Source organism: Streptomyces sp. OfavH-34-F, assembly GCF_022347745.1.
In the GTDB taxonomy this organism is placed as follows: domain Bacteria; phylum Actinomycetota; class Actinomycetes; order Streptomycetales; family Streptomycetaceae; genus Streptomyces.
In genome coordinates this window covers 15,941-31,685 of record NZ_JAKRGC010000039.1, presented here as the reverse complement: position 1 = coordinate 31,685, position 15,745 = coordinate 15,941, and the positions used below count along the sequence as shown (strand labels likewise).

Sequence of the window (15,745 nt, the reverse complement as noted above, 5' to 3'; positions counted from 1 at the left end):
GGATCAAACTCTCCGTGAATGTTTTCCCGTAATCGGGACCACACATCACGAGAGCGGAACGTACCGGGCCGGAATAAGACCCGTCGTCCACTGCGTCCTCGCTGTGTTTTTTGCCTGCCCGATCCGCAAGGGACCGTGCAGGGCTTTTCAAAGGAACCACCAACCTGCCGTAGCAGGCCGGGGTATCAACATATCTGGCGTTGACTTTTGGCACGCTGTTGAGTTCTCAAGGAACGGACGCTTCCTTTGTACTCACCCTTGCGGGCTTTCCTCCGGGCGCTTCCCTTCGGTCTTGCGTTTCCGACTCTATCAGACTCTTTCGTGTCCGATTCCCGGTCGAAGCGGGTCAAACGTTTTTCGCTTTCCAGGTCTTCGCTTTCGCGTTTCCCTTTCGGCGTGTCCACTACTTTAGCGGATTCTCCCGGTTACTCATAATCGAGTCAGTGGGAACAGAATTCCGGCATGCCGAAATCCGCACCCTCTGGGGTGAGTTGTAGGTAGTGGTTGGCCGCTTCCGGGTCTGCGCGGTGTGCGATCCGATGGACCGAACCAACAGCTATACCCGTGTCAAGCGACTCGGACAACACTAGGTGTCCCCCGGGCAACGAGTCAAGTTCGCCTGCGGCGCGGTGCGTGGGCACGGTACGGGCTCACCGTCGGGTCGCCGTCGATCCAGTACCGCCAGGGGTGCACGGCCCCGTCACCGCCCACTCCGGTGCGCGGGCCGTTCCGTACCTGGTCACCGGGTGGCGGGGCGCCGTGGAGCACGTACAGTTCGGCGCCCTCGTGGGCGATGGCGTCGGTGCCGTCCAGCGCACGGCCGATGTCCAGGGCGGTCGCCAGCCGGGCCGGGCCTTTGGCCAGTTCTCTGTCATTCCGGGCCGAAACTCGACGTTTGCGCGTCAGCTCGGCGCCCTCCACGATCTCGCCGGCCCGCAGCAGGACCCCGCTCGCCCGGCCCTCGGGCCCGCACACCAGATTCATGCAGTGCCACATCCCGTACGTGAAGTAGACGTACGCATGGCCCGGCGGCCCGTACATCGCCTCGTTGCGCCGTGTCCGGCCGCGGAAGGCGTGGGAGCCGGGGTCGATCTCACCGGCGTACGCCTCCACCTCCGTCAGGCGCAGCTCGATCGGCCCGTCCGGGGTGACACGTACCAGGGTCCGGCCGAGGAGATCCGGCGCCACCTCCAGTACGGGGCGGTCGAAGAAGTCCCGCGTCAGCGGCGTACGGTCCGGGCCATCGATCATGAGGTTCGAGGTTAGCGGGAACCGAGTACGGTCGTCGCGCGTATGTAGGGGTCAGGACCTAGGAGGGAAACAAGATGGGCTTCAAGCGGCTGCTCGCGAGCATGGGTGCCGGCGGCGCCTCGGTGGAGACGGAGCTGAGCGAGGTCAACGTCGTTCCGGGCGGGGTCGTCCAGGGCGAGGTGCGTATCCAGGGCGGATCGGTGGCCCAGCAGATCGAGGGACTCTCCGTGGGGCTCCAGGCCCGCGTCGAGGTCGAGGGGCAGGACCAGGAGTACAAGCAGGACATCGAGTTCACGAAGCTGCGGATCGGCGGCGCGTTCGAGGTGCAGGCCGGAGCTGTGCACGTGGTGCCGTTCGGGCTGGAGATCCCCTGGGAGACCCCGATCACCATGTTCGCGGGCCAGCACCTGCACGGCATGAACATCGGCGTGACCACCGAGCTGGAGATCGCGCGGGCGGTGGACTCCGGCGACCTCGACCCGATCAACGTGCACCCTCTGCCAGCCCAGGAGGCCATCCTCGACGCCTTCGGCCAGCTGGGCTTCGGCTTCCGCAGCGCCGACATGGAGCGCGGCCACATCCGCGGCACGCGTCAGCGGCTGCCCTTCTACCAGGAGATCGAGTTCTACCCGCCGTCGCAGTACCGCGGGCTGAACCAGGTGGAGCTGTCCTTCGTCGCGGACGACCGCGAGATGGACGTCGTCCTGGAGATGGACAAGAAGCCGGGCCTGTTCAGCGAGGGCAGCGACTCCTACCGCGCCTTCAAGGTCGGTCTGCACAACTTCCAGGAGACCGACTGGGCGGCGTACCTGAACCAGTGGCTCGCCCAGGTCGGCGGTCAGCGCAACTGGCTCTAGGGTCGGAAGACGGGCGGGGGGTGATCTCCCCCCGCGCCGTCCGACGGAACCGACAGAGAGGTGCTGACGTGACCGAGCCGAAGAGGGCGCCGCTGCCGCACGACTTCCATCCGGAGGTTCCCTCGTTCACCGTGGTGAGCGAGGACCTCGCTCCGGGGGCCGTGCTGGCCGACGCCCAGGTGTACGCGGCCGGGAACACCTCGCCGCAGCTGCGGTGGGAGGGCTTCCCGGCGGAGACCAAGAGCTTCGCCGTGACGTGCTTCGACCCCGACGCCCCGACGGGCAGCGGGTTCTGGCACTGGGTGCTCTTCGACATCCCGGCGTCGGTCACGGAACTGCCGGCGGGCGCGGGCAGCGGCTCGTTCGAAGGACTGCCCGCCGGTGCCGTGCACGCGCGCAACGACTACGGGACCAAGGACTTCGGGGGCGCCGCCCCGCCGGCCGGGGAGAACCACCGCTATGTGTTCACGGTGTACGCGGTGGACACCGAGAAGCTCGGCACCGACAGCGACACCCCACCCGCAGCGGTCGGGTTCAACCTGCGGTTCCACACCCTGGGCCGGGCCCAGTTGATCGGTGAGTACGCGGAGCCCGCCGCGAACGGCTGAGTACCAAAACTTCCGCTGCCGTTTGCCCTGCCCTGGTCCTGGAGAGATCAGGGCAGGGCATTTTTTTAATGCGTTGTCCCTCACGGCGTGCACGGCCAGAGTGGGTCCGGGCCCGCCAGGGGGGCGGCCGGCACACGGGAGGTGGGCGAGATGCGGGACACGCTGGTGCTGAACGCGAGCTTCGAACCACTGTCGACGGTGACGCTGAACCGTGCGGTGGTGCTGATCCTTCAGGACAAGGCCGTCGTCGAGCAGTCCCACCCCGACCTCCGTATGCGTGGCGCCGACGTGGACATCCCGGTGCCGAGGGTGATCCGGCTCTGCCGGTACGTACGGGTGCCGTTCCGAAGACAGGCCCCGTGGTCCAGGAGGGGGGTGCTGGTCCGCGACCAGCACCGGTGCGCGTACTGCGGGAAGCGGGCGAGCACCGTCGACCACGTCGTGCCGAGGGCGCAGGGCGGGCAGGACACCTGGCTCAACACGGTGGCCTCGTGCGCCGAGGACAACCACCGCAAAGCGGACCGTACGCCGGAGCAGGCGGGGATGCCGCTGCTGCGGCAGCCCTTCGTGCCGTCCCCGGCGGAGGCGATGCTGCTGGCCCTCGGGGCCGGTGACCGCTCGGCGCTGCCGGACTGGCTGGCGCGCAGCGCCGCGTAGGCGCCGTACGCCCGGTGCACGACCGGAGCCCGTCTCCCCGAGGGGAGGCGGGCTCCGGTCGTTCAGCGGAGCAGCAGCTGGACGATGGCGACCGTGCCGACCGTGACGATGAGGCCGCGCAGCAGGGTGGGGCTGAGGCGGCGGCCGACCTTGGCGCCGATCTGGCCGCCGAGCGCGGAGCCGACCGCGATCAGGACGACGGCGGTCCAGTCGAAGTCGGCGACGAAGAGGAAGAAGAGCGCGGCGATGCTGTTGACGATGGCCGCCAGGACGTTCTTCACCGCGTTCAGCCGCTGCATGGTGTCGTCGACCAGCATGCCCATGAGGGAGAGGTAGATGATGCCCTGCGCGGCGGTGAAGTAGCCGCCGTAGACGCTGGCCAGGGTCAGGCCGATGTAGAGCAGCGGGCCGCCGTCCGGGTGGGCCGATTCGCCCTTCTCGGCCCGTCGCCGCTGGACGGCCCTGCTGATGCGCGGCTGGAAGATGACCAGGACGAGGGCGAGGGCGACCAGGACCGGGACGATGGTCTCGAAGGCCGTCGACGGCAGGGCGAGGAGCAGGGTGGCGCCGGTGAGGCCGCCGACGAGGGCGCCGGTGGTGAGCTTGAGGACGCGGGAGCGCTGGCCCCGGAGTTCCGCGCGGTAGCCGATGGCGCCGCTGATGGAGCCGGGGATGAGGCCGAGCGCGTTGGAGACGGTGGCGGTGACCGGGGGCAGGCCGGTGGCGAGCAGGACGGGGAAGGTGATGAGCGTCCCCGAGCCGACGATGGTGTTGATCGCCCCGGCGCTGATCCCCGCGGTGAAGACGGCGAGCATCTCCCAGATGGACATGGCATATCCCCCGTGCGTGATCGGTGCCTGGTGCACGAATCATGCACGGGGGGTGTGCGCGTCAGTCGAGCGGGGGTTCCTCTCGCCGCTCCTTGCCGGTGTTGAAGCCGGGGGCGCCGGTGGGGAGGTTGCCGAAGGCGCCGCTGAGGCCCTTGAGGGCGTCGCCGATCTCGCTGGGCACGATCCAGAGCTTGTTGGCGTCGCCCTCGGCGATCTTCGGGAGCATCTGGAGGTACTGGTAGGAGAGGAGCTTCTGGTCCGGGTCTCCGGCGTGGATGGACTCGAAGACCGTACGGATGGCCTGGGCCTCGCCCTCCGCGCGCAGGGCCGCGGCCTTGGCCTCACCCTCGGCGCGCAGGATCGCGGACTGCTTCTCGCCCTCGGCGGTGAGGATCGCGGACTGGCGGGTGCCCTCGGCCTGGAGGATGGCGGCGCGCTTGTCGCGGTCGGCGCGCATCTGCTTCTCCATCGAGTCCTGGATGGAGGTGGGGGGCTCGATCGCCTTGAGTTCGACGCGGTTGACGCGGATGCCCCACTTGCCGGTGGCCTCGTCGAGGACTCCGCGCAGGGCGGCGTTGATCTCCTCGCGGGAGGTGAGGGTGCGTTCCAGGTCCATGCCGCCGATGATGTTGCGGAGGGTGGTGACGGTGAGCTGTTCGATGGCCTGGATGTAGCTGGCGACCTCGTACGTCGCGGCCCTGGCGTCGGTCACCTGGTAGTAGATGACGGTGTCGATGTTGACGACCAGGTTGTCCTGGGTGATGACGGGCTGCGGCGGGAAGGGCACGACCTGCTCGCGCAGGTCGATCCGGTTGCGGATCGAGTCGATGAACGGGACGACGATGTTCAGGCCCGCGTTGAGGGTGCGGGTGTAGCGGCCGAACCGTTCGACGATGGCGGCGCTGGCCTGGGGGATGACCTGGATCGTCTTGATCAGGGCGATGAAGACGAGCACCACCAGAATGATCAGGACGATGATGATCGGTTGCATCGTTTCCTCGTGCCCTTCGGTTGATGATCGTCATCGAGTCTGACAGAACACGCCGTGCCGTGGGGGCCGTTCGGTCACATGACGACGGCCGTCGCGCCGTCGATGTCGACGACGTCGACCTGCTGGCCGGGTTCGAAGCTGAGTCCGGCGTCGAGGGCGCGCGCCGACCAGATCTCCCCGGCCAGCTTGATCCGGCCGCCGGACGCGTCCACGCGTTCCAGGACCACGGCCTGACGGCCCTTCAGGGCGTCGATGCCCGTGGCGTGCCGGGGGGTGCGGTCGGCCCGTTGGCGGACGGCGATCACCCGGACGACGGCGGTCAGCGCCACCGAGACGATGACGAAGACCAGGACCTGGGCCACGATGCCGCCGCCGAGGGCCGCCACGACCGCGGCGGCGACCGCCCCCACGGCGAACATGCCGAATTCGGGCATCGCGGTCAGGACGAGGGGGATGCCCAGTCCCGCCGCGCCGATCAGCCACCACACCCACGCGTCGATGTCCACATGGTCATGGTAGGGCCGTCAACGCCCTTACGGACAGGGCGCGATCGGGCGGCGGGGTTTTCGGGACGGTGTCAGGCGAGCGGGAGGCCGCGGGCGGTGTAGCGGTCGCCCTGGTGCTCGACGACGAGGGGCAGGCCGAAGCAGAGGGAGAGGTTGCGCGAGGTCAGCTCGGTCTCCATGGGGCCGGCGGCGAGCACCTTGCCCTGGCGGATCATCAGGACGTGGGTGAAGCCGGGGGCGATCTCCTCGACGTGGTGCGTGACCATGATCATGGAGGGCGCGTACGGGTCGCGGGCCAGCCGGCCGAGGCGGCGCACCAGGTCCTCGCGGCCGCCGAGGTCGAGGCCGGCGGCGGGCTCGTCCAGGAGGAGCAGTTCGGGGTCGGTCATCATGGCGCGGGCGATCAGGGTGCGCTTGCGCTCGCCCTCGGAGAGGGTGCCGAACTTGCGGTCGAGGTAGGCGGTCATGCCGAGCCGGTCGAGGAAGGCGCGGGCGCGGTCCTCGTCGACCTTGTCGTAGTTCTCGTTCCAGGTGGCGGTCATGCCGTAGGCGGCGGTGAGCACCGTCTGCAGGACCGTCTGGCGGCGGGGGAGCTTGTCGGCGAGGGCGATGCCGGCGATGCCGATGCGGGGGCGCAGGTCGAAGACGTCGGTGCCGACGCCGCCGAGCCGCTCGCCGAGGACGCTGACGCTGCCCTTGCTGGGGAAGAGGTAGCTGGACGCGATGTTGAGCAAGGTGGTCTTGCCCGCGCCGTTGGGGCCGAGGATGACCCAGCGCTCCCCTTCCTTGACCGACCAGGAGACGCCGTCCACCAGAGCGCGTCCGTCGCGGACCACCGATACGTCCACCAGCTCCAGTACATCGCTCATGAGCGCGTTGTCTCCTCATGCAGTGTCGAGATCGTCGCGTGCCGGTCGGGCAGGCTCCCAGGGAAAACCTACGCCACGGCGCGAGTGCGGGCGGCGCTGGGCCCGCCGTCGCGGGGCCGCGGGGAGGTGCCGGACACCGCCTAGGCTGTCCGCATGCTTGTGGAACCACGTTCAGGGGTGCTGGCCGCCTGGGGGAACGCGTTGCTGGCGGGGCTGGTGTCGCCGGACGAGGCGGCGCTCGCCGTCGTCGGGGAGGACGCGGTGCACCGCGTCGAGGGGCTGCCCGGTGAGGCGGGTCCGGTGGGGCTCACGCTCGCCCTGGGGCGGCTGCGGTCGCTGGGGGTGAGCGGTTTCCGGGTCGCGCTGCCGGTGCCGGGGCATCCGCTGGGGCTGAGCGGTCCGCCCGGTTTCAACGCCCGCGCGCTGGAGGCGGAGGAGGCGGTGGTCGGCCACGGCGCTCCGTACGGGCTGGTGCCCGAGGTGCGCGAGGCGGGCCCGGCCGGGGACGTCCACGTCGACGTGGTGTGGCACTGCCTGGCGGTGCGGGAGGCGCCGCCGGCCGATGTGCCGTCGCTGGGCGAGGCGGAGCGGGAGCTGGCGGAGGCGCTGCGGGACGCGACGGCGGTGCTGACCCGGCTGGACGTGGCCGGGTCGGGGCCGGTGGCCGAGGCGGCGGTGGACGCGTACCGGGCGCGGGCGGAGCGGGGGCGCGAGGTGCTGGCGCCGGGTTATCCGCCGCGGGCGGTACGGGTGCTCGAACTGGCGCAGCGGGTCGGGCTGCTGGTCTCGGTGGCGTACGAGAACGGGCACGGCGGCGCGGTGAGCGCGTCGGAGATGGCGGCCAGGGTCGAGGCGCTGCGGCCGGTGGAGCGGGTGGCGCGGCGGGCTCAGGTGGCGGCGTACAACGCGTATGTGGAGGAGCTGGCGCGGTAGGGGTGCCGGCCGGGCTCCGTCCCGGCCGGCCGGGGTCAGCCCGCCGCTCCGTTGCGGACCGCCCAGAGGGCGGCCTGGGTGCGGTCGGAGAGGTCGAGCTTCATCAGGATGTTGGAGACGTGGGTCTTGACCGTCTTCTCGGACAGGACGAGGGCGCGCGCGATCTCCCGGTTGGAGCGGCCGTCGGCGATGAGGCCGAGGACTTCCCGTTCGCGTTCGGTGAGGGTGCTCCCCCGGCCGGTGCCGGTGCCGGGGTCGTCCTGGGCGAGCAGGGCCCCGGCGACCTCGGGCTGGAGCAGGACGTGTCCGGCGTGGACGGAGCGGATGGCCCCGGCCAGGGCGTCCGGGTCGACGTCCTTGTACACGTAGCCGGAGGCGCCTGCGCGCAGGGCGGGGACGACGGTGCGCTGCTCGGTGAAGCTGGTGACGATCAGGACCTTGGCCGGGTTCTCCAGTTCGCGGAGGCGGCGCAGCGCCTCGATGCCGTCGGTGCCGGGCATCTTGATGTCCATCAGGACGACGTCGGGCCGCAGCTTCTCGGTGGCGGTCACGCCCTCGGCGCCGTCGGCCGCCTCGCCGACCACTTCGATGTCGTCCTGGATCTCCAGGAACGTGCGCAGGCCGCGGCGGACGACCTGGTGGTCGTCGACGAGCAGCACCCTGATGATCCTGTCAGCCACCGGGGATCTCCATTTCGATCGTGGTGCCCTTGCCGGGCTCGGACTCGACGGTGAGCCGGCCTCCGACGCCGCTCGCGCGGTCGCGCATGGAGACCAGGCCCAGGTGCCGGCCGGCCCGGCGGGTGGCGGCGGGTTCGAAGCCCCGGCCGTCGTCGGTGACGCGGAGCACGGTGGCGCCGTCGCGGCGTACCAGGGTGACGTCGACGTGGTCGGCGTCGGCGTGCCGCAGGGCGTTGTGCAGGGCCTCCTGGGAGACCCGGAGCAGGGCCTCCTCCTGGGCGGCGGGCAGGGCGCGGACGCCGGTGCCGGCGAAGGTGACGCGGGCGGTGTGGGCGCGGTCCAGGACCTGGACCTGGGTGCGGAGGGTGGCGACAAGGCCGTCCTCGTCCAGGGCGGCCGGGCGGAGCTCGACGACGGCGGCGCGCAGTTCGTCCACGGCTTCGGCGGCGAGGGCGGCGACCTGCTGGAGTTCGCCCTTGGCGCGGGCCGGGTCGCGGTCGACCAGGGCGGTGGCGGCCTGGGCGGTGAGCCGGAGCGAGAACAGCTTCTGGCTGACCGCGTCGTGCAGTTCGTGGGCGAGGCGGGAGCGCTCCTCGGCGATGGTGAGTTCGCGGCTGCGCTCGTAGAGGCGGGCGTTGGTGAGGGCGATGGCGGCATGCTGGGCGAGGATCGAGAGCAGTTCCTCGTCCTCGGCGGTGAACCCGCAGACGCCCTCCGGTTTGGGGCACCTCTTGTTGGCGAGGAAGAGCGCGCCGATGGTCTCGTCGCCGTCCCGGATGGGCAGTCCCAGGAAGTCGGACATGTCGGGGTGGGCGCTGGGCCAGCCGCCGAAGCGGGGGTCCTTGCGGACGTCGGCGAGCCGCTCGGTGCGGGTGCCGTGGAGCATGGCGGCGAGGATGCCGTGCTGGCGGGGCAGCGGGCCGATGGCCTTCCACTGCTCCTCGCTGACGCCGTCGACGACGAACTGGGCGAAGCCGCCGTGGTCGTCGGGCACCCCGAGGGCGGCGTACTCGGCGTCCAGGAGCTCGCGGGCCGAGGCGACGATCGTCTTCAGGACGTCCCGTACCTCCAGGTGGCGGCTCATGGCGAGCAGCGCGGCGCTGACGGCCGCGAGGCCCGAGGGGGGTCGGTGGCTCATGCGGCTCACGGTACCGGCGGGGCCCGCCCGCCCGTATCGGACCGGGGGCGGCCGGGGACCGGGGCGCAGGGCCTAGGACCTGGGGCGGGGGCGGCCCGGGGGTGGGTGGAGTCCCCGCACCCCTTCCGGGACGTCGCATTCCGCATTGCTTGAGCAACTCATGGTGACGACCGGGCCGGTCCGATGTGAGGCCGCGCATAGGGTGCACGTCACTTACGAACCCGCATAGTGGGCGAAAAGGGCGATTTGGGCGGGCTTGACCTGGGAGCGAACCCGGCAAACCGCACCTCATTCCACTACCCGGCTTCGTACGTCACACCTTTGCCAGGCCATTTTGCCGCCGCTAAGAATTGAGCTCGTCCCCGACGGAGATGCGTTGCCGCTCCCGTCTTCGTCCTCCGTGAGGACCCCCCGAATTCGAAGAGGTACGCCTGCATGTCCGCGCCCCGCATCACCGGCCGTCTCCGACGCCTGAACAAGACCCAGAAGCTCTCCGCCGCCGGCATCTCCGCCGTCGCCGCCGCTGCCCTCTCCTTGTCCCTGGTGCCCGGTAACGCCGCGGCCGACGCAGAACCGCAGGCCCTCTCCGCCGGCCCGGTCGTCTTCGACTCCGCGAACTCCAAGCAGGCGCGGGCGATCCAGGACAGCGTCATCGAGCAGCACTCGACCGCCGAGAAGCTGGTCAAGGCCGCCGACGCCGCCAAGGCCAAGAAGGCCGCCGCGGTGAAGGAGGAGACCGGCGACTCCGGCAAGTCCGAGAAGTCCGGGAAGTCCGGCAAGAACGAGAAGTCCTGGGCGAAGAAGTCGCAGGGCAAGAAGCACGGCTCGTCCGAGCACAAGCACAAGGGCGGGAAGAAGAAGTCCTCGCGCGGCCAGGAGGCCGCCAGCCGCTCCTCCGCCCGTACGCACATGTACGCCGACAACCTGGACGGCTGGATCCGCGAGTCCCTGGCCATCATGAAGGAGCGGGGCATCCCGGGTACGTACGAGGGCCTGCACCGCAACATCATGCGGGAGTCCAGCGGCAACCCGAACGCCATCAACGACTGGGACATCAACGCCCGCAACGGCGTGCCGTCGATCGGTCTGCTCCAGATCATCAAGCCGACGTTCGACTACTACCACGTGTCCGGCACCCCGCACACGCAGTACGACCCGGTCGCCAACATCACCGCGTCGGCCAACTACGCCGCCGACAAGTACGGCTCGATCGACAACGTCAACAGCGCGTACTGATCCGCTCCGGTCACGGGGTGTGAGAGACGCCGAAGGGCGGCACCCCGCGCGGGTGCCGCCCTTCGGCGCGTGCGTGTCCGGACCGGACGGCCGCCCTACTTGCGCATGACCTCGGGCTCGTGGCGGCGCAGCAGCCGGGCCACGGCGAAGCCGCAGACGATGCCGAGGAACAGCAGGACCGAGATGTTGATCCCCCACTGGGTGGCCGTGTGCTCCCACAGCGGGTCCAGGTCGGTGGGGTTGCTCGCGTCCCACGGCGGCATGAGGTGGGCGAGGTCCAGCGTCGAGCCGGCGCCCGCGATGGCCCAGCGGGAGGGCATCAGCCAGGCGAACTGCTCCAGCCCCGGCGAGCCGTACACCTGGAAGAGGATGCCGGTGAAGACGACCTGGACGATCGCGAACATGACCAGCAGCGGCATGGTCTTCTCGGCGGTCTTCACCAGCGAGGAGATGACCAGGCCGAACATCATCGAGGTGAAGCCGAGCGCGATGACCGTCAGGCACAGCTCGACGGCCGGCGGCATGATCAGGCCCTCTTCGGGCAGGTCGCGGGTGGCGAAGCCGATGCCGCAGATGATGACGCCCTGCACGGCCGTGATCATGCCGAGGACGATGACCTTGGACATCAGGTAGGCGGAGCGGGACAGGCCGGTGGCCCGCTCCCGTTCGTAGATGACGCGTTCCTTGATCAGTTCGCGTACGGAGTTGGCCGCGCCGGAGAAGCACATGCCGATGGTGAGGATCAGCATGATCGTTCCGGCGTCGCCGTTGAACTTGTGCGGCGGCTTCGGCGGGGCGAGCCCGTAGTCCGACGGGATGACCACGCTGACGATGCCCAGCACCGCGGGCAGGATCACCATCAAGCCCATGAAGCCCTTGTCGGAGCCGATCACCGAGAGGTAGCGGCGCATCAGCGTCCACAGCTGCGTGCCCCAGCCCTGCGGCTTGGGCGGGCGCATCTGCTGCGGCGGCGGCATGTGCACCGACTGCGGGGCGGCGGCGTCGATGTCCGCGGCGTACATCTGGTAGTGCTGCGAGCCGCGCCAGCGGCCGCCCCAGTCGTGGTCGCGGTAGTTCTCGAACGCGGAGAAGACGTCGGCCCAGGTGGAGTAGCCGAAGAAGTTCAGCGCCTCGTCCGGCGGGCCGAAGTAGGCGACGGCGCCGCCCGGCGCCATGACCAGCAGCTTGTCGCAGATGGCCAGCTCGGCCACCGAGTGCGTGACCACGAGGACGGTGCGGCCGTCGTCGGCCAGGCCGCGCAGCAGCTGCATGACGTCGCGGTCCATGCCCGGGTCGAGGCCGGAGGTCGGCTCGTCCAGGAAGATCAGCGACGGCTTGGTGAGCAGCTCCAGCGCCACCGAGACGCGCTTGCGCTGGCCGCCGGAGAGCGAGGTGACCTTCTTGTCCTTGTGGACGTCGAGCTTCAGCTCGGTGAGCACCTCGTGGATGCGGGCCTGGCGCTCGGCCTCGGTGGTGTCCGCGGGGAAGCGGAGCTTGGCCGCGTACTTCAGGGCGCGCGTGACGGTCAGTTCCTTGTGCAGGATGTCGTCCTGCGGGACCAGACCGATGCGCTGGCGCAGCTCGGCGAACTGCTTGTAGAGGTTCCGGTTGTCGTAGAGGACGTCGCCCTGGTTGGCGGGCCGGTAGCCGGTGAGCGCCTTGAGCAGGGTGGACTTCCCGGAGCCGGACGGGCCGATGACGCCGATCAGCGACTTCTCGGGGACGCCGAACGAGACGTCCCGGAGGATCTGCTTGCCGCCGTCGACCGTCACCGTGAGGTGGCGGGCGGCGAAGGAGACCTCGCCGGTGTCGACGAACTCCTCCAGCCGGTCGCCGACCAGCCGGAAGGTCGAGTGGCCGACGCCGACGATGTCGTTCGGGCCGATGAACGCCGAACCGGACTTGGACAGCGGCTGACCGTTGACGAACGTGCCGTTGTGCGATCCGAGGTCCCGGATCTCGAAGCGGCCGTCCGGCGTGGCGTGGAACTCGGCGTGGTTCCGGGAGACCTGGAGGTCCGAGACGACCAGGTCGTTCTCCAGCGCACGGCCGATCCGCATCACCCGGCCGAGGGCCAGCTGGTGGAACGTGGTGGGACTGCGGTCCCCGTAGACCGGCGGTGAGCCGGCCGGGCGGCCGGTGCCGGGGCCGGGCGGTGCCGGGGCCGCGCCCTGCTGCGGGACGTGCGGCTGCTGCGGCATGTTCGGCTGCGGCGCGTTCGGCTGCGGCATGTTCGGCTGCTGGGGGGCGGGCTGCTGCCACCCCTGCTGCTGCGGCGGCACGGGCTGCTGGGGCGCCGGCTGCTGCCAGCCCGGGTGGCCCCCCTGCTGGGGGTGCTGGGGCGGCGGGGCCTGCTGCGGCTGCGCGGGACCGGCGGCCCGGCCGCTGTAGACGTCGGCGGCGCTCAGGGTCAGCCGGGGGCCGTCGGTGGCGTTGCCCAGGTTCACGGTGGCACCGGCGGCGAGTTCCAGCTGCTGAACGCGCTGCCCGTGCACATAGGTGCCGTTGGTGCTGCCGTGGTCCTCGATGAACCAGCTGCGCCCGTTCCAGCTGATCGTGGCGTGCCGCCACGACACCCTGGCGTCGTCGATCGTCATGTCGCCCTGCGGATCACGTCCGAGGGTGTACGACCTGGACGGATCGAGCGTCCAGGTCCTGCCATTCAATTCCAGTACGAGTTCCGGCACTCCGCGCCCCACCTAGTCGTCCCCCGTGTCGCCCCCGTCGCAGGGAGCCTAGGGATGCTGAACATCGGGGCGAACTATTCCAGGACCGGTCCCCGATACGAAAGCCGGGCGGTCCGAGGTGACCTCACCGAGACCTGTCCAGCCAGGCGAAAGGGGACGGACCGGTGCGGCCGGCGGGCTGTCCGGCACTCGGGACGGGCCGTCGCGGCCGGCGCGCGGACCGATACGGTGGAGGCACCATGAGCGTATCCCGGCCCTCTGAGCCCGCCCCGTCTCCCGAGCCCGCCGCGTCCGTGCACGGTCCGGACGTCCCGACCCTTCTGGTGAAGATATTCGGGAAGGACCGCCCCGGCATCACCGCGGGCCTCTTCGACACCCTGGCCGCGTACGCGGTGGACGTGATCGACATCGAGCAGGTCGTGACACGGGGCCGTATCGTCCTGTGCGCCCTGGTCACCGCCCCCGCCGCCGGCGGGACCACCGAGGGCGACCTGCGCGCCACCGTGCACAGCTGGGCCGAGTCGCTGAAGCTCCAGGCCGAGATCATCTCCGGCCGGGGCGACAACCGGCCGCGCGGCTCGGGCCGGTCCCACGTGACGGTGCTGGGGCACCCGCTGACCGCCGAGTCGACGGCGGCCATAGCGGCCAGGATCACCTCGACCGGCGGAAACATCGACCGCATCTTCCGGCTGGCGAAGTATCCGGTCACGGCCGTCGAGTTCGCGGTGTCCGGTACGGGGACGGAGGAGCTGCGCACCGCGCTGGCGCCGGAGGCCGCGGGCATCGGCGTGGACGTGGCCGTCGTGTCGGCGGGGCTCAGCCGCCGGGCGCAGCGGCTCGTGGTGATGGACGTCGACTCGACGCTGATCCAGGACGAGGTCATCGAGCTGTTCGCGGCGCACGCGGGCTGCGAGGCCGAGGTCGCGGAGGTGACCGAGCGGGCGATGCGGGGCGAGCTGGACTTCGAGCAGTCGCTGCACGCCCGGGTGGCGCTGCTGGCGGGGCTCGACGCGTCCGTGGTGGACAAGGTCCGCTCCGAGGTACGGCTGACGCCCGGCGCCCGGACGCTGATCCGTACGCTGAAACGGCTCGGCTACCAAGTGGGTGTGGTGTCGGGCGGGTTCACGCAGGTGACCGACGACCTCCAGGAGCGGCTGGGGCTGGACTTCGCCTCCGCCAACACGCTGGAGGTCGTGGACGGCAAGCTCACGGGCCGGGTGACCGGGGACATCGTGGACCGGGCGGGCAAGGCCCGGCTGCTGCGGAGCTTCGCCGCCCAGGCGGGGGTGCCGCTGGCGCAGACGGTGGCGATCGGTGACGGGGCCAACGACCTGGACATGCTGAACACGGCGGGGCTCGGGGTCGCGTTCAACGCCAAACCGGTGGTCCGCGAGGCCGCGCACACCGCGGTGAACGTGCCGTTCCTGGACACCGTGCTGTACCTGCTCGGGGTCACCCGCGAGGAGGTCGAGGCGGCGGACGGCCTGGTCGAGTAGCCACCACCGTACGGACGTGAGGTACGCAGAGGGCCCCGGCCCGCGTCGTGGGACGCGGCCGGGGCCCTTCGCGCGCGGGCGGCGGGGTCAGTCGTGGGGCGTCCAGTACTCGACGAGGCGGCCGACGCCGTGTTCGACGGACTTCCAGGGGCCGGTGAACTCGACCTCGGCGAAGGCGGCGGTCGGGAAGCCGCCGCGCCCCATCCGGGAGAGCGCCTCGCGCTCACCGCTGCCGGAGAGGGCGTCGGCGAGCGCGTGCATACCGGGGTTGTGGCCGATGACCAGCAGGTCGCCCACCTCGTCGGGGGTCTCGTTCACCAGGGCGATCAGTTCGCCGAGCGAGGCCTCGTAGAGCCGCTCCTCGTACACGGTCCTGGGGCGCCGGGGCATCTCGTGCACGGCCAGCTTCCACGTCTCCCGTGTGCGCACGGCGGTCGAGCAGAGGGCCAGATCGAAGGTGATGCCGGTATCGGCCAGCCTGCGGCCCACCATGGGGGCCTCCAGGCGGCCGCGCTCGGCCAGCGGGCGCTCATGGTCGGACTCCTGCGACCATTCCGCCTTGGCATGCCGGAGAAGGACGATCCTGCGAGGTGTTTCGGCGCTCATACATCTCAGCTTCGCATGAAAAGTGCCACCTGGCGCAGGGTGTTGGAGCCTTCGTCCGGGCCGGCCGGCGGGCATCAGCGGGTCAGCAGCGCGAGGAGGTGCCGCAGCAGCTGGCCGGTCGCGGATTCGCCCGTGGCGGCCTGTGCCTGGCCCGGTCCGGCGATCAGCAGCAGCAGCGCGGCGAAGGCGAGGGCGGGCAGCGCGACGGCCCACCACGGCAGCCGGACGTCGGCGCCGCTCGACGCCGGGTGGGTGGGCCGCGGGTGCTGCGTACGGGCCGGCATGTCCGCCTCCGTGGATGCTCGGTTCTGTTGCTCAGAACCTACGGAGGCGGCGGCGCCGCTCCCATCCGGTGAGCCACCCACTTCACCCTGACCCTGGCCCCCTAGGGGATGGTGGT

At 70.6% G+C, this 15,745-nt stretch carries 16 protein-coding genes; 6 read left to right on the top strand and 10 right to left on the bottom strand.

All coding sequences use genetic code 11. The annotated features are described in order from the left end of the window. Nucleotides 1-609 precede the first annotated feature (609 nt). The gene (locus MHW47_RS09490) at nt 610-1,251 is read right to left on the bottom strand and encodes a DNA-3-methyladenine glycosylase (protein ID WP_239222214.1); all 642 of its coding nucleotides are present in this window, start codon (nt 1,249-1,251) and stop codon (nt 610-612) included. Nucleotides 1,252-1,325: 74 nt separating this feature from the next. Here MHW47_RS09490 and MHW47_RS09485 point away from each other — a divergent pair, with 74 nt between their 5' ends. The 3 genes from MHW47_RS09485 to MHW47_RS09475 all read left to right on the top strand — a co-directional run bounded on the left by MHW47_RS09485 (nt 1,326) and on the right by MHW47_RS09475 (nt 3,373). Further along, complete coding sequence (locus MHW47_RS09485) at nt 1,326-2,108, top strand: sporulation protein (protein ID WP_239222213.1); 783 nt, start codon at nt 1,326-1,328, stop codon at nt 2,106-2,108. A 68-nt stretch (nt 2,109-2,176) separates the two neighbouring features. Beyond that, entirely contained in the window at nt 2,177-2,716 is a 540-nt protein-coding gene (locus MHW47_RS09480; protein WP_239222212.1) for a YbhB/YbcL family Raf kinase inhibitor-like protein, read from the top strand. A gap of 150 nt (nt 2,717-2,866) precedes the next feature. Further along, on the top strand, nt 2,867-3,373 hold the full coding sequence (locus tag MHW47_RS09475) for an HNH endonuclease (protein WP_239222211.1): 507 nt from the start codon (nt 2,867-2,869) through the stop codon (nt 3,371-3,373). 62 nt (nt 3,374-3,435) lie between these two features. Here MHW47_RS09475 and MHW47_RS09470 read toward each other — a convergent pair whose 3' ends face one another. The 4 genes from MHW47_RS09470 to MHW47_RS09455 form a co-directional block, all read right to left on the bottom strand. Then, nucleotides 3,436-4,203 (bottom strand): sulfite exporter TauE/SafE family protein, encoded by a 768-nt coding sequence (locus MHW47_RS09470; RefSeq protein WP_239222210.1) that lies wholly within the window; start codon nt 4,201-4,203, stop codon nt 3,436-3,438. Between the two features lie 61 nt (nt 4,204-4,264). Beyond that, nucleotides 4,265-5,194: an SPFH domain-containing protein gene (locus MHW47_RS09465; protein WP_239222209.1), complete on the bottom strand. Its 930-nt coding sequence runs from the start codon at nt 5,192-5,194 to the stop codon at nt 4,265-4,267. A gap of 74 nt (nt 5,195-5,268) precedes the next feature. Further along, entirely contained in the window at nt 5,269-5,700 is a 432-nt protein-coding gene (locus MHW47_RS09460; protein WP_239222208.1) for an NfeD family protein, read from the bottom strand. A gap of 71 nt (nt 5,701-5,771) precedes the next feature. Further along, the gene (locus MHW47_RS09455) at nt 5,772-6,569 is read right to left on the bottom strand and encodes an ABC transporter ATP-binding protein (protein ID WP_239222207.1); all 798 of its coding nucleotides are present in this window, start codon (nt 6,567-6,569) and stop codon (nt 5,772-5,774) included. Nucleotides 6,570-6,722: 153 nt separating this feature from the next. Here MHW47_RS09455 and MHW47_RS09450 point away from each other — a divergent pair, with 153 nt between their 5' ends. Continuing rightward, on the top strand, nt 6,723-7,502 hold the full coding sequence (locus tag MHW47_RS09450) for a hypothetical protein (protein WP_239222206.1): 780 nt from the start codon (nt 6,723-6,725) through the stop codon (nt 7,500-7,502). A gap of 35 nt (nt 7,503-7,537) precedes the next feature. On the opposite strand, the gene MHW47_RS09445 is transcribed toward MHW47_RS09450, so the two are convergent. Continuing rightward, complete coding sequence (locus tag MHW47_RS09445; protein WP_239222205.1) at nt 7,538-8,182, bottom strand: response regulator transcription factor; 645 nt, start codon at nt 8,180-8,182, stop codon at nt 7,538-7,540. Further along, the gene (locus MHW47_RS09440) at nt 8,175-9,320 is read right to left on the bottom strand and encodes a GAF domain-containing sensor histidine kinase (RefSeq protein ID WP_239222204.1); all 1,146 of its coding nucleotides are present in this window, start codon (nt 9,318-9,320) and stop codon (nt 8,175-8,177) included. Before MHW47_RS09440 ends, MHW47_RS09445 begins: the two co-directional genes overlap by 8 nt. A 435-nt stretch (nt 9,321-9,755) precedes the next feature. Here MHW47_RS09440 and MHW47_RS09435 point away from each other — a divergent pair, with 435 nt between their 5' ends. Then, the gene (locus tag MHW47_RS09435) at nt 9,756-10,556 is read left to right on the top strand and encodes a transglycosylase SLT domain-containing protein (protein ID WP_239222203.1); all 801 of its coding nucleotides are present in this window, start codon (nt 9,756-9,758) and stop codon (nt 10,554-10,556) included. Between the two features lie 95 nt (nt 10,557-10,651). Here the strand turns inward: MHW47_RS09435 and MHW47_RS09430 are convergent, their stop codons facing one another. Continuing rightward, a complete protein-coding gene (locus tag MHW47_RS09430) occupies nt 10,652-13,255 on the bottom strand; it encodes an FHA domain-containing protein (protein ID WP_239222202.1) in 2,604 nt (867 codons plus the stop codon). A gap of 227 nt (nt 13,256-13,482) precedes the next feature. Between MHW47_RS09430 and serB the strand changes: the two genes are divergently transcribed. Next, nucleotides 13,483-14,739, top strand: a complete 1,257-nt coding sequence (gene serB / locus MHW47_RS09425) for a phosphoserine phosphatase SerB (protein ID WP_239222201.1) — start codon at nt 13,483-13,485, stop codon at nt 14,737-14,739. 87 nt (nt 14,740-14,826) lie between these two features. Here serB and MHW47_RS09420 read toward each other — a convergent pair whose 3' ends face one another. Then, nucleotides 14,827-15,345: a histidine phosphatase family protein gene (locus MHW47_RS09420; protein WP_239222200.1), complete on the bottom strand. Its 519-nt coding sequence runs from the start codon at nt 15,343-15,345 to the stop codon at nt 14,827-14,829. Nucleotides 15,346-15,419: 74 nt separating this feature from the next. Continuing rightward, nucleotides 15,420-15,629 carry a hypothetical protein gene (locus MHW47_RS09415; RefSeq protein WP_239222199.1) on the bottom strand — a complete coding sequence of 70 codons (210 nt, stop codon included), beginning with the start codon at nt 15,627-15,629 and terminating at the stop codon, nt 15,420-15,422. Nucleotides 15,630-15,745 lie beyond the last annotated feature (116 nt).

Bases quoted from the DNA above. Each gene is read 5' to 3' on its own strand.
- MHW47_RS09440 (WP_239222204.1), bottom strand. From the start codon at position 9,320: ATGAGCCACCGACCCCCCTCGGGCCTCGCGGCCGTCAGCGCCGCGCTG.
- MHW47_RS09450 (WP_239222206.1), top strand. From the start codon at position 6,723: ATGCTTGTGGAACCACGTTCAGGGGTGCTGGCCGCCTGGGGGAACGCG.
- MHW47_RS09455 (WP_239222207.1), bottom strand. From the start codon at position 6,569: ATGAGCGATGTACTGGAGCTGGTGGACGTATCGGTGGTCCGCGACGGA.
- MHW47_RS09435 (WP_239222203.1), top strand. From the start codon at position 9,756: ATGTCCGCGCCCCGCATCACCGGCCGTCTCCGACGCCTGAACAAGACC.
- MHW47_RS09420 (WP_239222200.1), bottom strand. From the start codon at position 15,345: ATGAGCGCCGAAACACCTCGCAGGATCGTCCTTCTCCGGCATGCCAAG.
- MHW47_RS09490 (WP_239222214.1), bottom strand. From the start codon at position 1,251: ATGATCGATGGCCCGGACCGTACGCCGCTGACGCGGGACTTCTTCGAC.
- MHW47_RS09485 (WP_239222213.1), top strand. From the start codon at position 1,326: ATGGGCTTCAAGCGGCTGCTCGCGAGCATGGGTGCCGGCGGCGCCTCG.
- MHW47_RS09465 (WP_239222209.1), bottom strand. From the start codon at position 5,194: ATGCAACCGATCATCATCGTCCTGATCATTCTGGTGGTGCTCGTCTTC.
- MHW47_RS09470 (WP_239222210.1), bottom strand. From the start codon at position 4,203: ATGTCCATCTGGGAGATGCTCGCCGTCTTCACCGCGGGGATCAGCGCC.
- MHW47_RS09475 (WP_239222211.1), top strand. From the start codon at position 2,867: ATGCGGGACACGCTGGTGCTGAACGCGAGCTTCGAACCACTGTCGACG.
- serB (WP_239222201.1), top strand. From the start codon at position 13,483: ATGAGCGTATCCCGGCCCTCTGAGCCCGCCCCGTCTCCCGAGCCCGCC.
- MHW47_RS09415 (WP_239222199.1), bottom strand. From the start codon at position 15,629: ATGCCGGCCCGTACGCAGCACCCGCGGCCCACCCACCCGGCGTCGAGC.